Source organism: Burkholderia sp. CCA53, assembly GCF_001685525.1.
GTDB classification, from domain to species: Bacteria; Pseudomonadota; Gammaproteobacteria; order Burkholderiales; family Burkholderiaceae; genus Burkholderia; species Burkholderia multivorans.
The window spans coordinates 3,089,248-3,102,728 of sequence record NZ_BDDJ01000001.1 but is presented as its reverse complement, the minus strand read 5'-3'; the positions used below and the strand labels follow the sequence as shown (position 1 = coordinate 3,102,728).

The following is a 13,481-nucleotide window of genomic DNA, read 5'->3' as shown; positions in this document are numbered from 1 at the left end:
AGTCTCCCCATGCTGTCACATGATCGTTGCAGCACCGAGGTAGCTTGACTCAGTCTTCTTCCCAACTCATACAGGAGTATCCGCATGAAAACCGTGGGCGATAAACTCGAAGCTTTCACCGTCGTAGCCGCGAAGCCGGGCTTCAACAATCACGAGGAAAACGGCCAGTCGGCGTTCGAGACCGTCACCGAAGCGTCGTTCCCGGGCAAGTGGAAGATCATCTACTTCTATCCGAAGGACTTCACGTTCGTGTGCCCGACGGAAATCGTCGAATTCGCAAAGCTCGCGAAGCAGTTCGAAGAGCGCGACGCCGTTCTGCTCGGCGGCAGCTCGGACAACGAATTCGTCAAGCTCGCATGGCGTCGTGAGCACAAGGACCTCGACAAGCTGAACCACTACTCGTTCGGCGACGTCAAGGGCGAACTGATCGACCAGCTCGGCGTGCGCGACAAGGAAGCCGGCGTCGCACTGCGCGCAACGTTCATCGTCGATCCGGACAACACGATCCAGCACGTTTCGGTGAACAACCTGAACGTCGGCCGCAGCCCGGAAGAAATCCTGCGCATTCTGGACGGCCTGCAAACGGACGAACTCTGCCCGTGCAACCGCGCAATCGGCGGCGCAACGCTGTAAGCGCATCGATGCACGAAAGCCCGCGGCGCGCGTCCTGCCTGCGGGCTTTTTTCACGGCCAACTCATAGGAGATATCAATGGAATTCATCGATTCGATTAAGGCACGTATTCCCGACTACGCGAAGGACATCCGTCTGAACCTCGACGGCACGATCTCGCGCTCGTCGCTCGAAGGCAACGATGCGGTCGGCGTCGCGCTGGCCGCGGCGGTCGCCGCGAAGAGCACGGTGCTCGTGAAGACGATCCGCGAAGCGAACGTGCTGTCGCCCGAAGAAACGCATGCCGCGCTGACCGCGGCCGCGCTGATGGGGATGAACAACACCTGGTATCCGTACGTCGAGATGGCCGACGACGCCGATCTGAAGACGCAGCGCGCCGAACTGCGCATGGGCGCCTATGCGTCGCACGGCGGTGTCGACAAGCGCAAGTTCGAGATGTACGCGCTCGCCGCATCGATCGTCGGCAAGTGCCACTTCTGCGTGAAGTCGCACTATGCGCTGCTGAAGAACGAGCAAGGCATGACCGTCACGCAACTGCGCGACGTCGGCCGCATCGCGTCGGTGATCAACGCCGCCGCGCAGGTCATCGCCGCCGAAGGCGAATAAGCGATACCGCAGCGTCCGGCCTCGCCGGACGTGCGCCGCAAACGAAAATGCCACGCATCCGCGTGGCATTTCGCTTTTCCGGGCGCCGTGCAGCGCCGGCTGCCGCGCTGCGCGGCACGCCGTTGTCACGCGCCCTGCTTCACGAGCAACGCCGCCGCCTGCGCCTCGATTCCTTCGCCGCGACCGAGATAGCCGAGCTTCTCGTTGGTCTTCGCCTTCACGTTCACGCGTTCGAGCGGCAACCCGAGATCGGCCGCGATGTTCGCGCGCATCGCTTCGATGTGCGGCGCGAGCTTCGGCGCCTGCGCGATGACCGTGCTGTCGACGTTCTGGATCGCGAAGCCGGCCGCCTTCACGCGCGCGACGCATTCGCGCAGCAGCACGCGGCTGTCGGCGCCCTTGAACGCGGCGTCGGTGTCGGAGAAATGACGGCCGATGTCGCCGAGCGCAGCCGCGCCGAACAGCGCGTCGGTGATCGCGTGCAGCAGTACGTCCGCGTCCGAGTGGCCGAGCAGGCCGCGCTCGTACGGAATCGACACGCCGCCGATGATGAGCGGGCGCCCCGCGACGAGCTGGTGCACGTCGTAGCCTTGTCCGATTCTGAAATCCATGCGTGTTCCGATTGAGGAGAAATTGACAATCACGAAGCGTTCGCGGCGCGCGCGAGAATTGCCTCCGCCAGCGCGAAATCTTCCGGATACGTGACCTTGAAGTTGCGCAGGCTGCCCTGCACGACGCGTGGCGTATGGCCGGACCATTCGATCGCGCTCGCCTCGTCGGTCAGGTCGTGCCCTTCGCGCTGCGCGCGCTGGATCGCGTCGCGCAGCATGCCGATGCGAAACATCTGCGGCGTCTGCGCCTGCCACAGTGCGTCGCGCGGCTCGGTGCGCGCGATCGCGTCGCCGCCGGCCGGCACGCGCTTGAGCGTATCGGCGACGGGCAGCGCGACGATGCCGCCGACCGGATCGTCCTTCAACGTCGCGACCAGCGTGCGGATCAGTTCCGGCGTGATGCCCGGGCGCGCGGCGTCGTGCACGAGCACCCAGTCGTGATCGGCCGCGCCGAATTCGGCAAGGCCGAGCAGCCCGTTGAGCACCGAGGCCTGCCGCGACGCGCCCCCGCAGCGGCGCACCGCGAAGCGCAGCCCCGCGAAGCGGCGCGCATCGAAGTGCGTGTCGTCGGGGGCGAGCACGACGAGCGTCTGCGCGAATTCGCTGCACGCGTCGAACGCGGCCAGCGTGTAGTGCAGCAGCGCGCGGCCGGCGAGCGTCCGGTATTGCTTCGGCACGGCCGAGCCGGAACGGCTGCCCGTGCCGGCGCAGGGAATCAGGGCGAAAAGTCGGGGAGTCACGAAGGAGAACGCCGGAAAGGTGAAATCGAGAAGCGGATTTTATAATAGGTCTTTCGTCTCGGCCGCCGCCTTGCCATGCGCGCGCGTCCGCCACCCTGCCGTCCCTATGCCAGACAACGCTTCCACCCCGTTCGCTTCGCCCGTTGCCCGCGTCAAGCCCGGCCAGCGGTTCGCCTTCGACGGCACGCACGGCTCCGCCGATGCGCTCGCCATCGCCCGCTACCTCGCCGACAACCGTGAACACGTGCCGCTGCTCGCCGTGATCTGCGCGAACGCGGTCGACGCGCAGCGTCTTTCGCAGGAAATCGGCTATTTCGCGCCGGACGCGCGCGTGCGCTTGCTGCCGGACTGGGAAACGCTGCCGTACGACACGTTCTCGCCGCACCAGGATCTCGTGTCGGAGCGTCTCGCGACGCTGCACGATCTCGGCGAAGGCCGCTGCGACATCCTGCTCGTGCCGGCGACGACCGCGCTGTACCGGATGCCGCCCGCGTCGTTCATGGCCGCCTATACGTTCGCGTTCGCGCAGGGCGAGCGTCTCGACGAAGCGAAGCTGAAATCGCAGCTCACGCTCGCCGGCTACGAGCACGTGAGCCAGGTCGTGCGGCCCGGCGAATACTGCGTGCGCGGCTCGCTGATCGACCTGTTCCCGATGGGCTCGCCGCTGCCGTACCGGATCGACCTGTTCGACGATCAGGTCGACTCGATCCGCGCGTTCGATCCCGACACGCAGCGCAGTCTCTACCCGGTGCGCGACGTGCGGCTGCTGCCGGGCCGCGAATTCCCGTTCGACGAAGCCGCACGCACCGCGTTTCGCAGCCGCTGGCGCGAAACGTTCGAAGGCGACCCGAGCCGCGCGCCGATCTACAAGGACATCGGCAACGGCGTGCCGTCGGCCGGCATCGAGTATTACCTGCCGCTGTTCTTCGACGAAACCGCGACACTGTTCCACTATCTGCCGCAGAACGCGCATCTCGTGTTTGCCGGCGATCTCGACGCGGCGATCCGCCGCTTCACGGCCGATACCAGGCAGCGCTATGCGTTCCTGTCGCACGACCGCGAGCGGCCAATTCTCGAGCCGCAGCGGCTGTTCCTGTCGGACGACGATTTCTTCACGCTCGCCAAGCCGTTCGCGCGTCTCGTGCTGCCCGCGCAGCCGGCCGGCGGCTGGGCGACCGCGCTGCCCGAACTGACCGTCGACCGTCATGCCGACGATCCGCTCGCCGCGCTGCGCACCTTCGTCGAGACTTCCGGCAAACGCGTGCTGCTGACCGTCGAGTCGGCAGGCCGCCGCGAGACGATCCTGCAGCTGCTCGCCGAACATCGTCTGCGCCCCGCGTCGAACGATCATTTCGCCGGCTGGCTCGAGAGCGACGCGCGCTTCGCGCTCGGCGTCGCGCCGCTCGCGAACGGCTTCGCGGTGCCGGGCGAAGGCTATGCGATCGTCACCGAGACCGAGCTGTACGGCGCGCTCGGCCGTCGCGCGGGCCGCCGCCGGCAGGAACAGGCGAGCAACGTCGACGCGATGGTGCGCGACCTGTCCGAGCTGAAGGTCGGCGACCCGGTCGTCCATGCGCAGCACGGGATCGGCCGCTACATGGGCCTCGTGTCGATGGATCTCGGCGAAGGCGAAACCGAATTCCTGCATCTCGAATACGCGGGCGAAAGCAAGCTGTACGTGCCCGTCGCGCAACTGCACGTGATCTCGCGCTACAGCGGCGCCGATCCCGACAGCGCGCCGCTGCATGCGCTCGGCTCCGGCCAGTGGGAGCGCGCGAAGCGCAAGGCTGCGCAGCAGATCCGCGATACGGCGGCCGAGCTGCTGAACCTCTACGCGCGCCGCGCGGCGCGCGAAGGCCATGCGTTCGCGCTCGATCCGCGCGACTACGTGAAGTTCGCGGAAAGCTTCGGCTTCGAGGAGACGCCCGACCAGGCCGCGGCGATCGCGGCCGTGATCGGCGACATGACGAGCGGCAAGCCGATGGACCGCCTCGTGTGCGGCGACGTCGGCTTCGGCAAGACCGAGGTCGCGCTGCGTGCGGCGTTCATCGCGGTGATGGGCGGCAAGCAGGTCGCGCTGCTGTCGCCGACCACGCTGCTCGCCGAGCAGCATACGCAGACCTTCGCCGATCGCTTCGCGGACTGGCCGGTGCGCATCGTCGAGCTGTCGCGCTTCAAGACGACCAAGGAAGTGAACGCGGCGATCGCGCAGATCAACGAAGGCAGCGTCGACATCGTGATCGGCACGCACAAGCTGCTGTCGTCGGACGTGCAGTTCAAGCGGCTCGGCCTCGTGATCATCGACGAGGAACACCGCTTCGGCGTGCGCCAGAAGGAAGCGCTGAAGGCGCTGCGCGCGGAAGTGGACGTGCTGACGCTGACCGCCACGCCGATTCCGCGCACGCTCGGGATGGCGCTCGAAGGGCTGCGCGATTTCTCGGTGATCGCGACCGCGCCGCAGAAGCGGCTCGCGATCAAGACCTTCGTTCGCCGCGAGGAAGAAAGCGTGATCCGCGAGGCGATGCTGCGCGAGCTCAAGCGCGGCGGCCAGGTGTACTTCCTGCACAACGAGGTCGAGACGATCGAGAACCGCAAGGCGATGCTCGAGGAACTCGTGCCCGAGGCGCGCATCGTGATCGCGCACGGCCAGATGCACGAGCGCGAGCTCGAGCGCGTGATGCGCGATTTCGTCGCGCAGCGTGCGAACGTGCTGCTGTGTACGACGATCATCGAAACCGGCATCGACGTGCCGAGCGCGAACACGATCATCATGCACCGCGCGGACAAGTTCGGTCTCGCGCAGCTGCACCAGCTGCGCGGCCGCGTCGGCCGCTCGCACCACCAGGCGTATGCGTACCTGCTCGTCCACGATCCGCAGGCGCTCACCAAACAGGCGCAGCGCCGGCTCGAGGCGATCCAGCAGATGGAGGAACTCGGTTCGGGCTTCTATCTGGCGATGCACGATCTCGAGATCCGCGGCACCGGCGAGGTGCTCGGCGACAAGCAGTCGGGCGAGATCCACGAGATCGGCTTCCAGCTCTATACGGAGATGCTCAACGATGCGGTGAAGGCGCTGAAGAACGGCAAGGAGCCCGACCTCACCGCGCCGCTCGCCGCGACGACCGAGATCAACCTGCATGCGCCCGCGATCCTGCCGGCCGACTACTGCGCGGACGTGCAGGAGCGGCTGTCGCTCTACAAGCGGCTCGCGAACTGCGAGCACGCCGATGCGATCGACGGCATTCAGGAAGAGCTGATCGACCGCTTCGGCAAGCTGCCGCCGCAGGCGCAGGCGCTCGTCGAAACGCATCGGCTGCGGCTCGCCGCGAAACCGCTCGGCATCGTGAAGATCGACGCGAGCGAAGCCGCGATCGGGCTGCAGTTCGTGCCGAATCCGCCGATCGATCCGATGCGGATCATCGAGATGGTGCAGAAGCATCGGCACATCAAGCTCGCGGGCCAGGACAAGCTGCGCATCGAAACGCGCTCGCCCGATCTCGCGATCCGCGTGTCGACGATCAAGGAGACGCTGCGCGCGCTCGGGCATCGGCAGGACGCGGCAAGCGCCGCACGTTGACGCGCAACGCGCGGCCCGCGCGCGACGGGCGACGGTGTGCGGCATGGTCCGCGCATCGGAGGCCCGTTTGCGGGCGGCGATACGGCGCGGCGATGCTGCACCGCACTGCGTGCGACGAAGGCGGGCCGGGGCGTTTTTGAGTATGATTTTCCCATTCATCTGACGGAGTTCTGCCATGTCCACTCTCGACGCGACGACCCAACCGGCCGCCGATTCACGCGATCACGCACTCGTGGGCCTGCCCTGGGTCAAGCAGCTGGTGTCGATGGACACGACGAGCCGCGTGCCGAACCTCGGGCTGATCGAGACCGTGCGTGACGCGCTCGCCGCGAAAGGCATCGCGTCGACGATCACGCGCGATGCGCGCGAAGGCTGGGCGAACCTGTTCGCGACCGTGCCCGCGCACGACGGCTCGACGAACGGCGGCATCGTGCTGTCCGGGCACACCGACGTCGTGCCCGTCGACGGCCAGCAATGGGACAGCGATCCGTTCGCGCCGGACGTGCGCGACGATCGCCTGTACGGCCGCGGCACCTGCGACATGAAGGGCTTCATCGGCACGGCGCTCGCGCTGCTGCCCGAGATGCAGGCGACCAAGCTCGCGAAGCCGATTCACTTCGCGCTGTCCTACGACGAAGAGATCGGCTGCGCCGGCGCGCCGCTGATGATCGCCGATCTCGTGAAGCGCGGCGTGCAGCCGTCGGGCTGCATCGTCGGCGAGCCCACGAGCATGCGTCCGATCATTGCGCACAAGGGCATCAACGCATACCGCTGCTGCGTGCGCGGCCATGCGGCGCATTCGTCGCTCACGCCCAAAGGGCTGAACGCGATCGAGTACGCGGCGCGCCTGATCTGCCATATCCGCGACATCGCCGATCGGTTCCGCGCGGAAGGCCCGTTCGATACGCTGTACGACGTGCCGTTCACGACCGCGCAGACGAGCACGATCCAGGGCGGCAACGCGATCAACACGGTGCCGGCCGAATGCCGATTCGACTTCGAGTTCCGCAACCTGCCGACGCTCGACCCCGAGCAGATCTTCGCGCGCATCGAAGCGTATGCGAACGAGACGCTGCTGCCGCAGATGCGTCGCGAGCATCCGAACGCGGCGATCGAGTTCTCGAAGATCGCGGCCGCGCCGGGGCTCGATGCGACCGAGCAGGCCGCGATCACGCAGCTCGTACGGGCGCTGACGGCCGACCAGGACAAGCGCAAGGTTGCGTACGGCACCGAAGCGGGCCTGTTCGAACGCGCGGGCATTCCGAGCGTCGTGTGCGGACCCGGCAACATCGAGCAGGCTCACAAGCCGAACGAATATGTCGAACTCGCGCAGCTCGCCGCCTGCGAGCAGTTCCTGCGCAAGTTCATCCGCAGCATGTCGGTCGACGCACACTGACCGCTCTCTCGCCCGCCGGCCCGTGTGCGCGGGCCGGTTCATCTCCGCCACACGCCACGCCATGTCGACTGAACCGCAGGGCCTCGTTCATACGACGATCGACGGCGAGCCGATTCCGACGCTCGACGAAATCGCCGCGCAGCATTTCGCGCTGACGCCGTGGGTCGCGCGCACGCCCGTGTTCGAGCGCGCCGATCTGCCGTCGCTCGAGGGCACGCACGTGAACTTCAAGTTCGAACTGCTGCAGGTGAGCGGCAGCTTCAAGGCGCGCGGCGCGTTCACGCACCTGCTCGCGCTCGACGACGCGCGCAAGAACGCGGGCGTCACCTGCGTATCGGCGGGCAACCATGCGGCGGCCGTCGCGTATGCGGCGATGCGGCTCGGCCACGGCGCGAAGGTCGTGATGTTCCATACCGCGAGCCCGACGCGCATCGCGCAATGCAAGCAGTACCGCGCCGAAGTCGTGCTCGCGGGCAGCGCATCGCAGGCATTCGAGATCGTGCGGCGGATCGAGGCCGAGGAAGGCCGCTTCTTTATCCATCCGTTCAACGGCTATCACACGATTCTCGGCACCGCGACGCTCGGCTACGAATGGGCGACGCAGGCACCCGACCTCGACGCGGTGATCGTGCCGATCGGCGGCGGCGGGCTTGCGGCGGGCGCCGCGACCGCACTGCGTCTGGCGAATCCACACGTGCACGTGTACGGCGTCGAGCCCGAAGGCGCCGACGCGATGAGCCGCAGCTTCGCGGCCAATCACACGATCAAGATGAGCGCGATGCAGACGATCGCCGACTCGCTGATGGCGCCGCACACGGAGGAATACAGCTACCAGCTGTGCCGTCGTCATATCGACCGGATCGTCACGGTGTCCGACGACGCGCTGCGCGCGGCGATGCTGTTCCTGTTCGCGAACCTGAAGCTCGCGGTCGAGCCGGCGTGTGCGGCTGCACTCGCGGCGCTGCTCGGGCCGCTGCGCGAACCGCTGCAAGGCAAGCGCGTCGGCGTGCTGCTGTCGGGCACGAATACCGATCCGGCGACGCTCGGCATGCATCTCGCGCACGCGAAGCTGCAGCGCTGACGCGCGCGCGAGCGACCTAGGGTTATCCCCAGTTTGTGTTGACAGCCCTGTTGATAACTCGCCGAACAAACCCGCAAGTGGTTGAACGGGCAGTGTTTTACGCGCGAGAAACGCGCTGGGCGCGAAATGGGCAGATGCGGTGTGCGCGGCTGCGCATGCGCGCTGCCGCGTGGCGACGACGCGCGCGGCTCGCGATCGGCGCCGCGGCAATCGCGCTCGTCGCCGGTTGCGCGGGCACGCCCTCGCCTGTCGCAGGCATAGCGGGCGCATGTACGCAGCCCGGCCAGCACGCAGCGCTGCAGGCCGATCTGCTGTTCGGTCGCGACATCGCGGGACGCGCGCCCGTCACCGATGCGGAGCGCGCGGCGTTCCTCGCGGATGTCATCACACCGCGATTTCCCGACGGCTTTACGTATTGGGACACGCACGGACAGTGGCGCGATCACGCGAGCGGGCGGATCACGCAGGAGGCAAGCTTCGTCGTGCGTATCGTCGCCGACGATACGCCGGACACGCGCACGCGGCTCGATGCGATCCGCGATGCGTATGCGCAACGGTTTCAGCAGGAATCGGTGGGTATTACGCTCGTGCCGGCGTGTGTGTCGTTCTGATTGGCCGCTCCGGTTGTCAAGAACGCGCGCCGGCGACGCGTGCCGGGCTGCCCTATCGTTTCGATGCGCAAAAAGGTTCTTCGTGGAAATCCGGGGTGTCGCTTGTCGTGTCGTAGCGGTCATTCGACATCGACACTTCGGTAGTCGACAATCGGTGCCACACGCCTTCCCCGAATCACCCAGAGCATGTCCACGCCTACGCTGCGCCTCATCGACCGTCAGCATTCGAGTGACATAGAACGATTGCAACCCGTGTTAGAGGGCTGCATTGGCCGATAAGCAATGCTCGCGTGCTGTGGGACAATAGCACTTCCGATAAAACAATACATGGGGCCATGCAGAATCTATTCTTCGTTTCCAGGCAAACGCACCTCCAGGTGCCGACTGAGATTCAGCCCGGGGGATGGGCTCGAGGCTACTCCGCCTACAGAGTGAGCCGAATGAACGGTGGCGACCCATGGTGGATCGTCATCGAGCAGGCCATCGAACTTGAGCGCTTGAAGATCGACCCGAGGCTCCCGAGCCGCTTGAGAGCTAGCTTCCTCTTCACGTCGATCGACGATGCTATGCAGACGGCAAGCCCGCATTATTGGGGAAAGCAGCCGCTCTTGATATGGAAAGCGGTGATCTCGAACGCCGACGCGCCGACGCATATCGGCGATGCAGATCTGTTCAGAAACTTCGAAGGACTCTCGTATCCGCAAATCTGTGAACGCGCCAGAGCTTACTGGTCGACAGAAGCGCAGCATCCATACCGCGAACTCATCACCGAGTCGCCTATCCGAATCACACAACCGTTGCTCTTCTGGACTGGCCAAGCGTGGCAACCAGTGGCCCCCTGTCAGCCGAACAAGTAACGCCTTGTATTTCCCGCGATGCCCAGACAGCGGCATCGACTCAATGAAGAGCCAGTCCAGCACATTCCATCAAGTTGGCACCGAGTGACCTGCTCCCCGCGTTTAGTACGGTGACGGTGTAGAGTCCGTTCCAGAGAGGAACGGCAATGAAAAAGCGATTCACCGAAGCGCAAATCATCGGCACCTTGAAGGAAGCCGAGGCTGGCCTGAAGCCGGCGGAGCTGTGCCGCAAGTTCGGCGTCTCGGAAGCGACCTACTACAACTGAAAAGCGAAGTTCGGCGGGATGACGGTCTCCGAAGCGCAGCGCCTGAAGGAACTGGAGCAGGAGAACAGCAAGCTCAAGCGTCTGCTGGCCGAATCCATGCTCGACAACGCCGCGTTGAAGGACCTGCTGGCTCGAAAGTAGCAAGCCCGCAGGCCAAGCGCGAAGCGGTCCGGATATTGATGACCGAACGCGATTGGAGCCGTTCCGACGGCAGTTTCCCCGCTCGCTGAATGGCCGTTTGTGGCCGAAAACCGACCTTGCCCCACCGCTCCGCAGGAATCCTGCGATCAGCAAAAAAAACGGGCACCCGAAGGCGCCCGTCGCATGCATCAAGAACAGCGCACCGCTTACTTGCTCTCGAACATGTCCATAATCTGCTGCTTCTCCTGCGGCGTGACTGGCGGCGGCGTGAGCCCTTCCGCCCCGGCCGAGCCGAGCGCATCGTTCGCGCTGATCGCATTCGCCGCCGGGTTGATGTCGACGCTCGCGACGAACCCGTTGCCCGGCGTGCGATCCGCGTAATACAGCTCGCCGTCGATCGTCGTCAGGCCGTCCGGCATCGGCATCTGCTGCTCGGGCACGCCGTTCAGCGCGGTACGCATGTAGTTCACCCAGATCGGCAGCGCGAGCTGCGCGCCGAATTCGCGGCTGCCGAGGCTCTTCGGCTGATCGAAGCCCATCCACGCGACCGCGACGAGCGATTGCTGATAGCCGGCGAACCAGCCGTCCTTCGCGTCGTTCGTCGTACCGGTCTTGCCCTGCAGGTCGTTGCGGCCCAGCGCGTTGGTGCCCGCGCCCGTGCCGGCCGTCGCGACCGTATGCAGCAGGCTGTTCATCACGTACGCGTTGCGACCTTCGATCGTGCGCGGCGCCGTGCTGCCCGCGATCACAGGCTGCGACTTCTGCAGCGGCTGGCCGCGCGCGTCGTCGACTTCGGCGATCAGATACGGATCGACCTTGTAGCCGCCGTTCGCAAACACCGCATAGCCGGTCGCGAGCTGCAGCGGCGTCACGAGGCCGGCGCCGAGCGCCATCGGCAGATACGGCGGCGTCTTCTTCGGATCGAACCCGAAGCGCTGCGTCACGTACTCCTGCGCGTACTGTGTGCCGATCGACGCGAGAATCCGGATCGACACGAGGTTCTTCGAGCGCTGCAGACCGGTGCGCATCGTCATCGGGCCGTCGGGCTGATCGTCGTCCTTCGGTTCCCACGCGGTGCCGCCCGGCACGCTCGGCGGGAAGTACAGCGGCGCGTCGTTGATGATCGTCGCCGGCCCGAGCCCCTTGTCGAGCGACGCCGAATAGATGAACGGCTTGAACGACGAGCCCGGCTGGCGCCACGCCTGCGTCACGTGGTTGAACTTGCTCTTGTTGAAGTCGAAGCCGCCGACGAGCGAACGGATCGCACCGTCCTGCGGCGCGATCGCGACGAGCGCGCCTTCGACCTGCGGCAGCTGCACGATCTGCCAGCCGGTCTTCGCGTCCTTCAGCACACGCACGATCGAACCGGGCCGGATGCGCAGCGTGTTGTTCGCGCGCGCGCTCAGCGCGCCCGACACGAAGCGCAGCCCGGCCGCGCCGATGCGCGTCGTCGCGCCGCCGACGAACTGCACGTCGACCGCGTTCGGTGCGGCCGACAGCACGACCGCCGATTGCAGGTCGCCGTTGTCCGGGTGATCGGCGAGTGCGTCGTCGATCGCTTCGTCGCGCTCGTCGCCGGCCGGCGGCAGATTGATCGTGCCTTCCGGCCCGCGATAGCCGTGCCGGCGCTCGTAGTCGAGAATGCCGCGACGCACGGCCTGATACGCGGCCTCCTGGTCGGCCGAGTTGATCGTCGTCGTGACGGTCAGCCCACGCGTGTAGGTCTCATCCTTGTACTGCTGGTACATCATCTGCCGCACCATTTCGGCGACATATTCGCCGTGCACGGCGTACTGGTTGCCCGGCGTGCGCACATGGATCTCTTCCTTCACGGCCTGCTCGTACTGCGGCTGCGTGATGTAGCCGATCTCGAGCATCCGCTTCAGGATGTATTCCTGACGCACCTTCGCGCGCTTCGGATTGACGACCGGGTTGTACGCGGACGGCGCCTTCGGCAGCCCCGCCAGCATCGCGGCTTCCGCGAGCGTGATGTCCTTCAGGTCCTTGCCGAAGTACACGCGCGCGGCGGCCGCGAAGCCGTAGGCGCGCTGGCCCAGATAGATCTGGTTCATGTACAGCTCGAGAATCTGGTCCTTCGTCAGCGCCTTCTCGATCTTGTACGCGAGCAGCATCTCGTAGATCTTGCGCGTGTACGTCTTCTCGCTCGACAGGAAGAAGTTGCGCGCGACCTGCATCGTGATCGTGCTCGCGCCCTGCCGCGCACCGCCGTGCATCAGGTCGGCCACGCCCGCACGCAGGATGCCGACGAAGTCGACGCCGCCGTGCTCGTAGAAGCGGTAGTCCTCGATCGCGAGCACCGCCTTCTTCATCACGTCGGGAATGTCCTGGAAGCGCACGAGGCTGCGGCGCTCCTCGCCGAACTCGCCGATCAGCACGTGGTCGGCCGTGAAGACGCGCAGCGGCACCTTCGGCTGATAGTTCGTCAGCGCGTCGAGCGACGGCAGCTGCGGCGCCATCACGACGAGCGCGTAGCCGACGATCAGCGCACCGACGATCGCGATCGTCGCGAACAGTCCGACGAACCACAGCGCGATGCGTCCGCCGAACGAACGGCCGCCTCCGCCTGCACTGCGTGCGGCGTGGCGGTCGTCGCCGCGATCGTCGTCATCGGTGTAATAGGCGCCGGACGGCGCACGGCGCAGCGAGTAGTGAGGTTCGGTCCGGTCGGACGAGGAAGGCGGTCGTTTGATGATTGGCATGTCGGAATGGCGGGCTGCGTGGTGCCCTCGGACGCATGCGGAAAATGCAGGCGGATGAGTCGGAGTGGTATGTCGTGGCTACAGTCACGTCGACAGACCGCGCCATGCGTCGATCCGTTCCCGCGACGTGACAGCGCATTTTAATGAAATCGCCCGCGTGCCTTCGCGATTTTTTGTAAAAATTCCCGCACATCGGTATCGCGCCGCGCGTATCGGCGCGATCCTCGGCCTATCATGGACACG

The 13,481-nt window shown here is 66.0% G+C and carries 10 protein-coding genes and 1 pseudogene; 8 read left to right on the top strand and 3 right to left on the bottom strand.

Annotation, left to right across the window (positions count from 1 at the left end):
* Nucleotides 1-84: 84 nt before the first annotated feature.
* Nucleotides 85-633 carry a peroxiredoxin gene (locus tag BCR55_RS14360; protein ID WP_004192241.1) on the top strand — a complete coding sequence of 183 codons (549 nt, stop codon included), beginning with the start codon at nt 85-87 and terminating at the stop codon, nt 631-633.
* A gap of 77 nt (nt 634-710) precedes the next feature.
* Complete coding sequence (locus tag BCR55_RS14355) at nt 711-1,238, top strand: carboxymuconolactone decarboxylase family protein (RefSeq protein WP_006402220.1); 528 nt, start codon at nt 711-713, stop codon at nt 1,236-1,238.
* Nucleotides 1,239-1,363: 125 nt separating this feature from the next.
* On the opposite strand, the gene ispF is transcribed toward BCR55_RS14355, so the two are convergent.
* Together ispF and ispD are read right to left on the bottom strand one after the other, a co-directional pair.
* Nucleotides 1,364-1,849 (bottom strand): 2-C-methyl-D-erythritol 2,4-cyclodiphosphate synthase, encoded by a 486-nt coding sequence (gene ispF, locus BCR55_RS14350; protein WP_006408377.1) that lies wholly within the window; start codon nt 1,847-1,849, stop codon nt 1,364-1,366.
* Between the two features lie 29 nt (nt 1,850-1,878).
* Nucleotides 1,879-2,589 (bottom strand): 2-C-methyl-D-erythritol 4-phosphate cytidylyltransferase, encoded by a 711-nt coding sequence (gene ispD, locus BCR55_RS14345; RefSeq protein WP_006402218.1) that lies wholly within the window; start codon nt 2,587-2,589, stop codon nt 1,879-1,881.
* Nucleotides 2,590-2,608: 19 nt separating this feature from the next.
* Here ispD and mfd point away from each other — a divergent pair, with 19 nt between their 5' ends.
* The 6 genes and pseudogenes from mfd to BCR55_RS33415 form a co-directional block, all read left to right on the top strand.
* Entirely contained in the window at nt 2,609-6,166 is a 3,558-nt protein-coding gene (gene mfd / locus BCR55_RS14340; RefSeq protein ID WP_105810594.1) for a transcription-repair coupling factor, read from the top strand.
* Nucleotides 6,167-6,341: 175 nt separating this feature from the next.
* A complete protein-coding gene (argE, locus tag BCR55_RS14335; RefSeq protein ID WP_006408374.1) occupies nt 6,342-7,562 on the top strand; it encodes an acetylornithine deacetylase in 1,221 nt (406 codons plus the stop codon).
* Between the two features lie 61 nt (nt 7,563-7,623).
* Entirely contained in the window at nt 7,624-8,643 is a 1,020-nt protein-coding gene (locus BCR55_RS14330; RefSeq protein WP_006402214.1) for a threonine/serine dehydratase, read from the top strand.
* Nucleotides 8,644-8,777: 134 nt separating this feature from the next.
* Complete coding sequence (locus tag BCR55_RS14325; protein WP_006407653.1) at nt 8,778-9,254, top strand: DUF3574 domain-containing protein; 477 nt, start codon at nt 8,778-8,780, stop codon at nt 9,252-9,254.
* A 440-nt stretch (nt 9,255-9,694) separates the two neighbouring features.
* The gene (locus BCR55_RS14320; protein WP_139094037.1) at nt 9,695-10,111 is read left to right on the top strand and encodes a hypothetical protein; all 417 of its coding nucleotides are present in this window, start codon (nt 9,695-9,697) and stop codon (nt 10,109-10,111) included.
* 146 nt (nt 10,112-10,257) lie between these two features.
* Nucleotides 10,258-10,550, top strand: a pseudogene (locus BCR55_RS33415) (transposase); the annotation flags it as partial.
* A 174-nt stretch (nt 10,551-10,724) separates the two neighbouring features.
* On the opposite strand, the gene BCR55_RS14310 reads toward BCR55_RS33415, so the two are convergent.
* On the bottom strand, nt 10,725-13,238 hold the full coding sequence (locus tag BCR55_RS14310) for a penicillin-binding protein 1A (RefSeq protein ID WP_006407655.1): 2,514 nt from the start codon (nt 13,236-13,238) through the stop codon (nt 10,725-10,727).
* Nucleotides 13,239-13,481: the final 243 nt, after the last annotated feature.

Excerpts from the sequence above, each read along its gene's own strand:
- BCR55_RS14320 (WP_139094037.1), top strand. The coding sequence starts at position 9,695 with ATGAACGGTGGCGACCCATGGTGGATCGTCATCGAGCAGGCCATCGAA.
- BCR55_RS14310 (WP_006407655.1), bottom strand. The coding sequence starts at position 13,238 with ATGCCAATCATCAAACGACCGCCTTCCTCGTCCGACCGGACCGAACCT.
- ispF (WP_006408377.1), bottom strand. The coding sequence starts at position 1,849 with ATGGATTTCAGAATCGGACAAGGCTACGACGTGCACCAGCTCGTCGCG.
- BCR55_RS14325 (WP_006407653.1), top strand. The coding sequence starts at position 8,778 with ATGCGGTGTGCGCGGCTGCGCATGCGCGCTGCCGCGTGGCGACGACGC.
- BCR55_RS14330 (WP_006402214.1), top strand. The coding sequence starts at position 7,624 with ATGTCGACTGAACCGCAGGGCCTCGTTCATACGACGATCGACGGCGAG.
- argE (WP_006408374.1), top strand. The coding sequence starts at position 6,342 with ATGTCCACTCTCGACGCGACGACCCAACCGGCCGCCGATTCACGCGAT.
- BCR55_RS14355 (WP_006402220.1), top strand. The coding sequence starts at position 711 with ATGGAATTCATCGATTCGATTAAGGCACGTATTCCCGACTACGCGAAG.
- BCR55_RS14360 (WP_004192241.1), top strand. The coding sequence starts at position 85 with ATGAAAACCGTGGGCGATAAACTCGAAGCTTTCACCGTCGTAGCCGCG.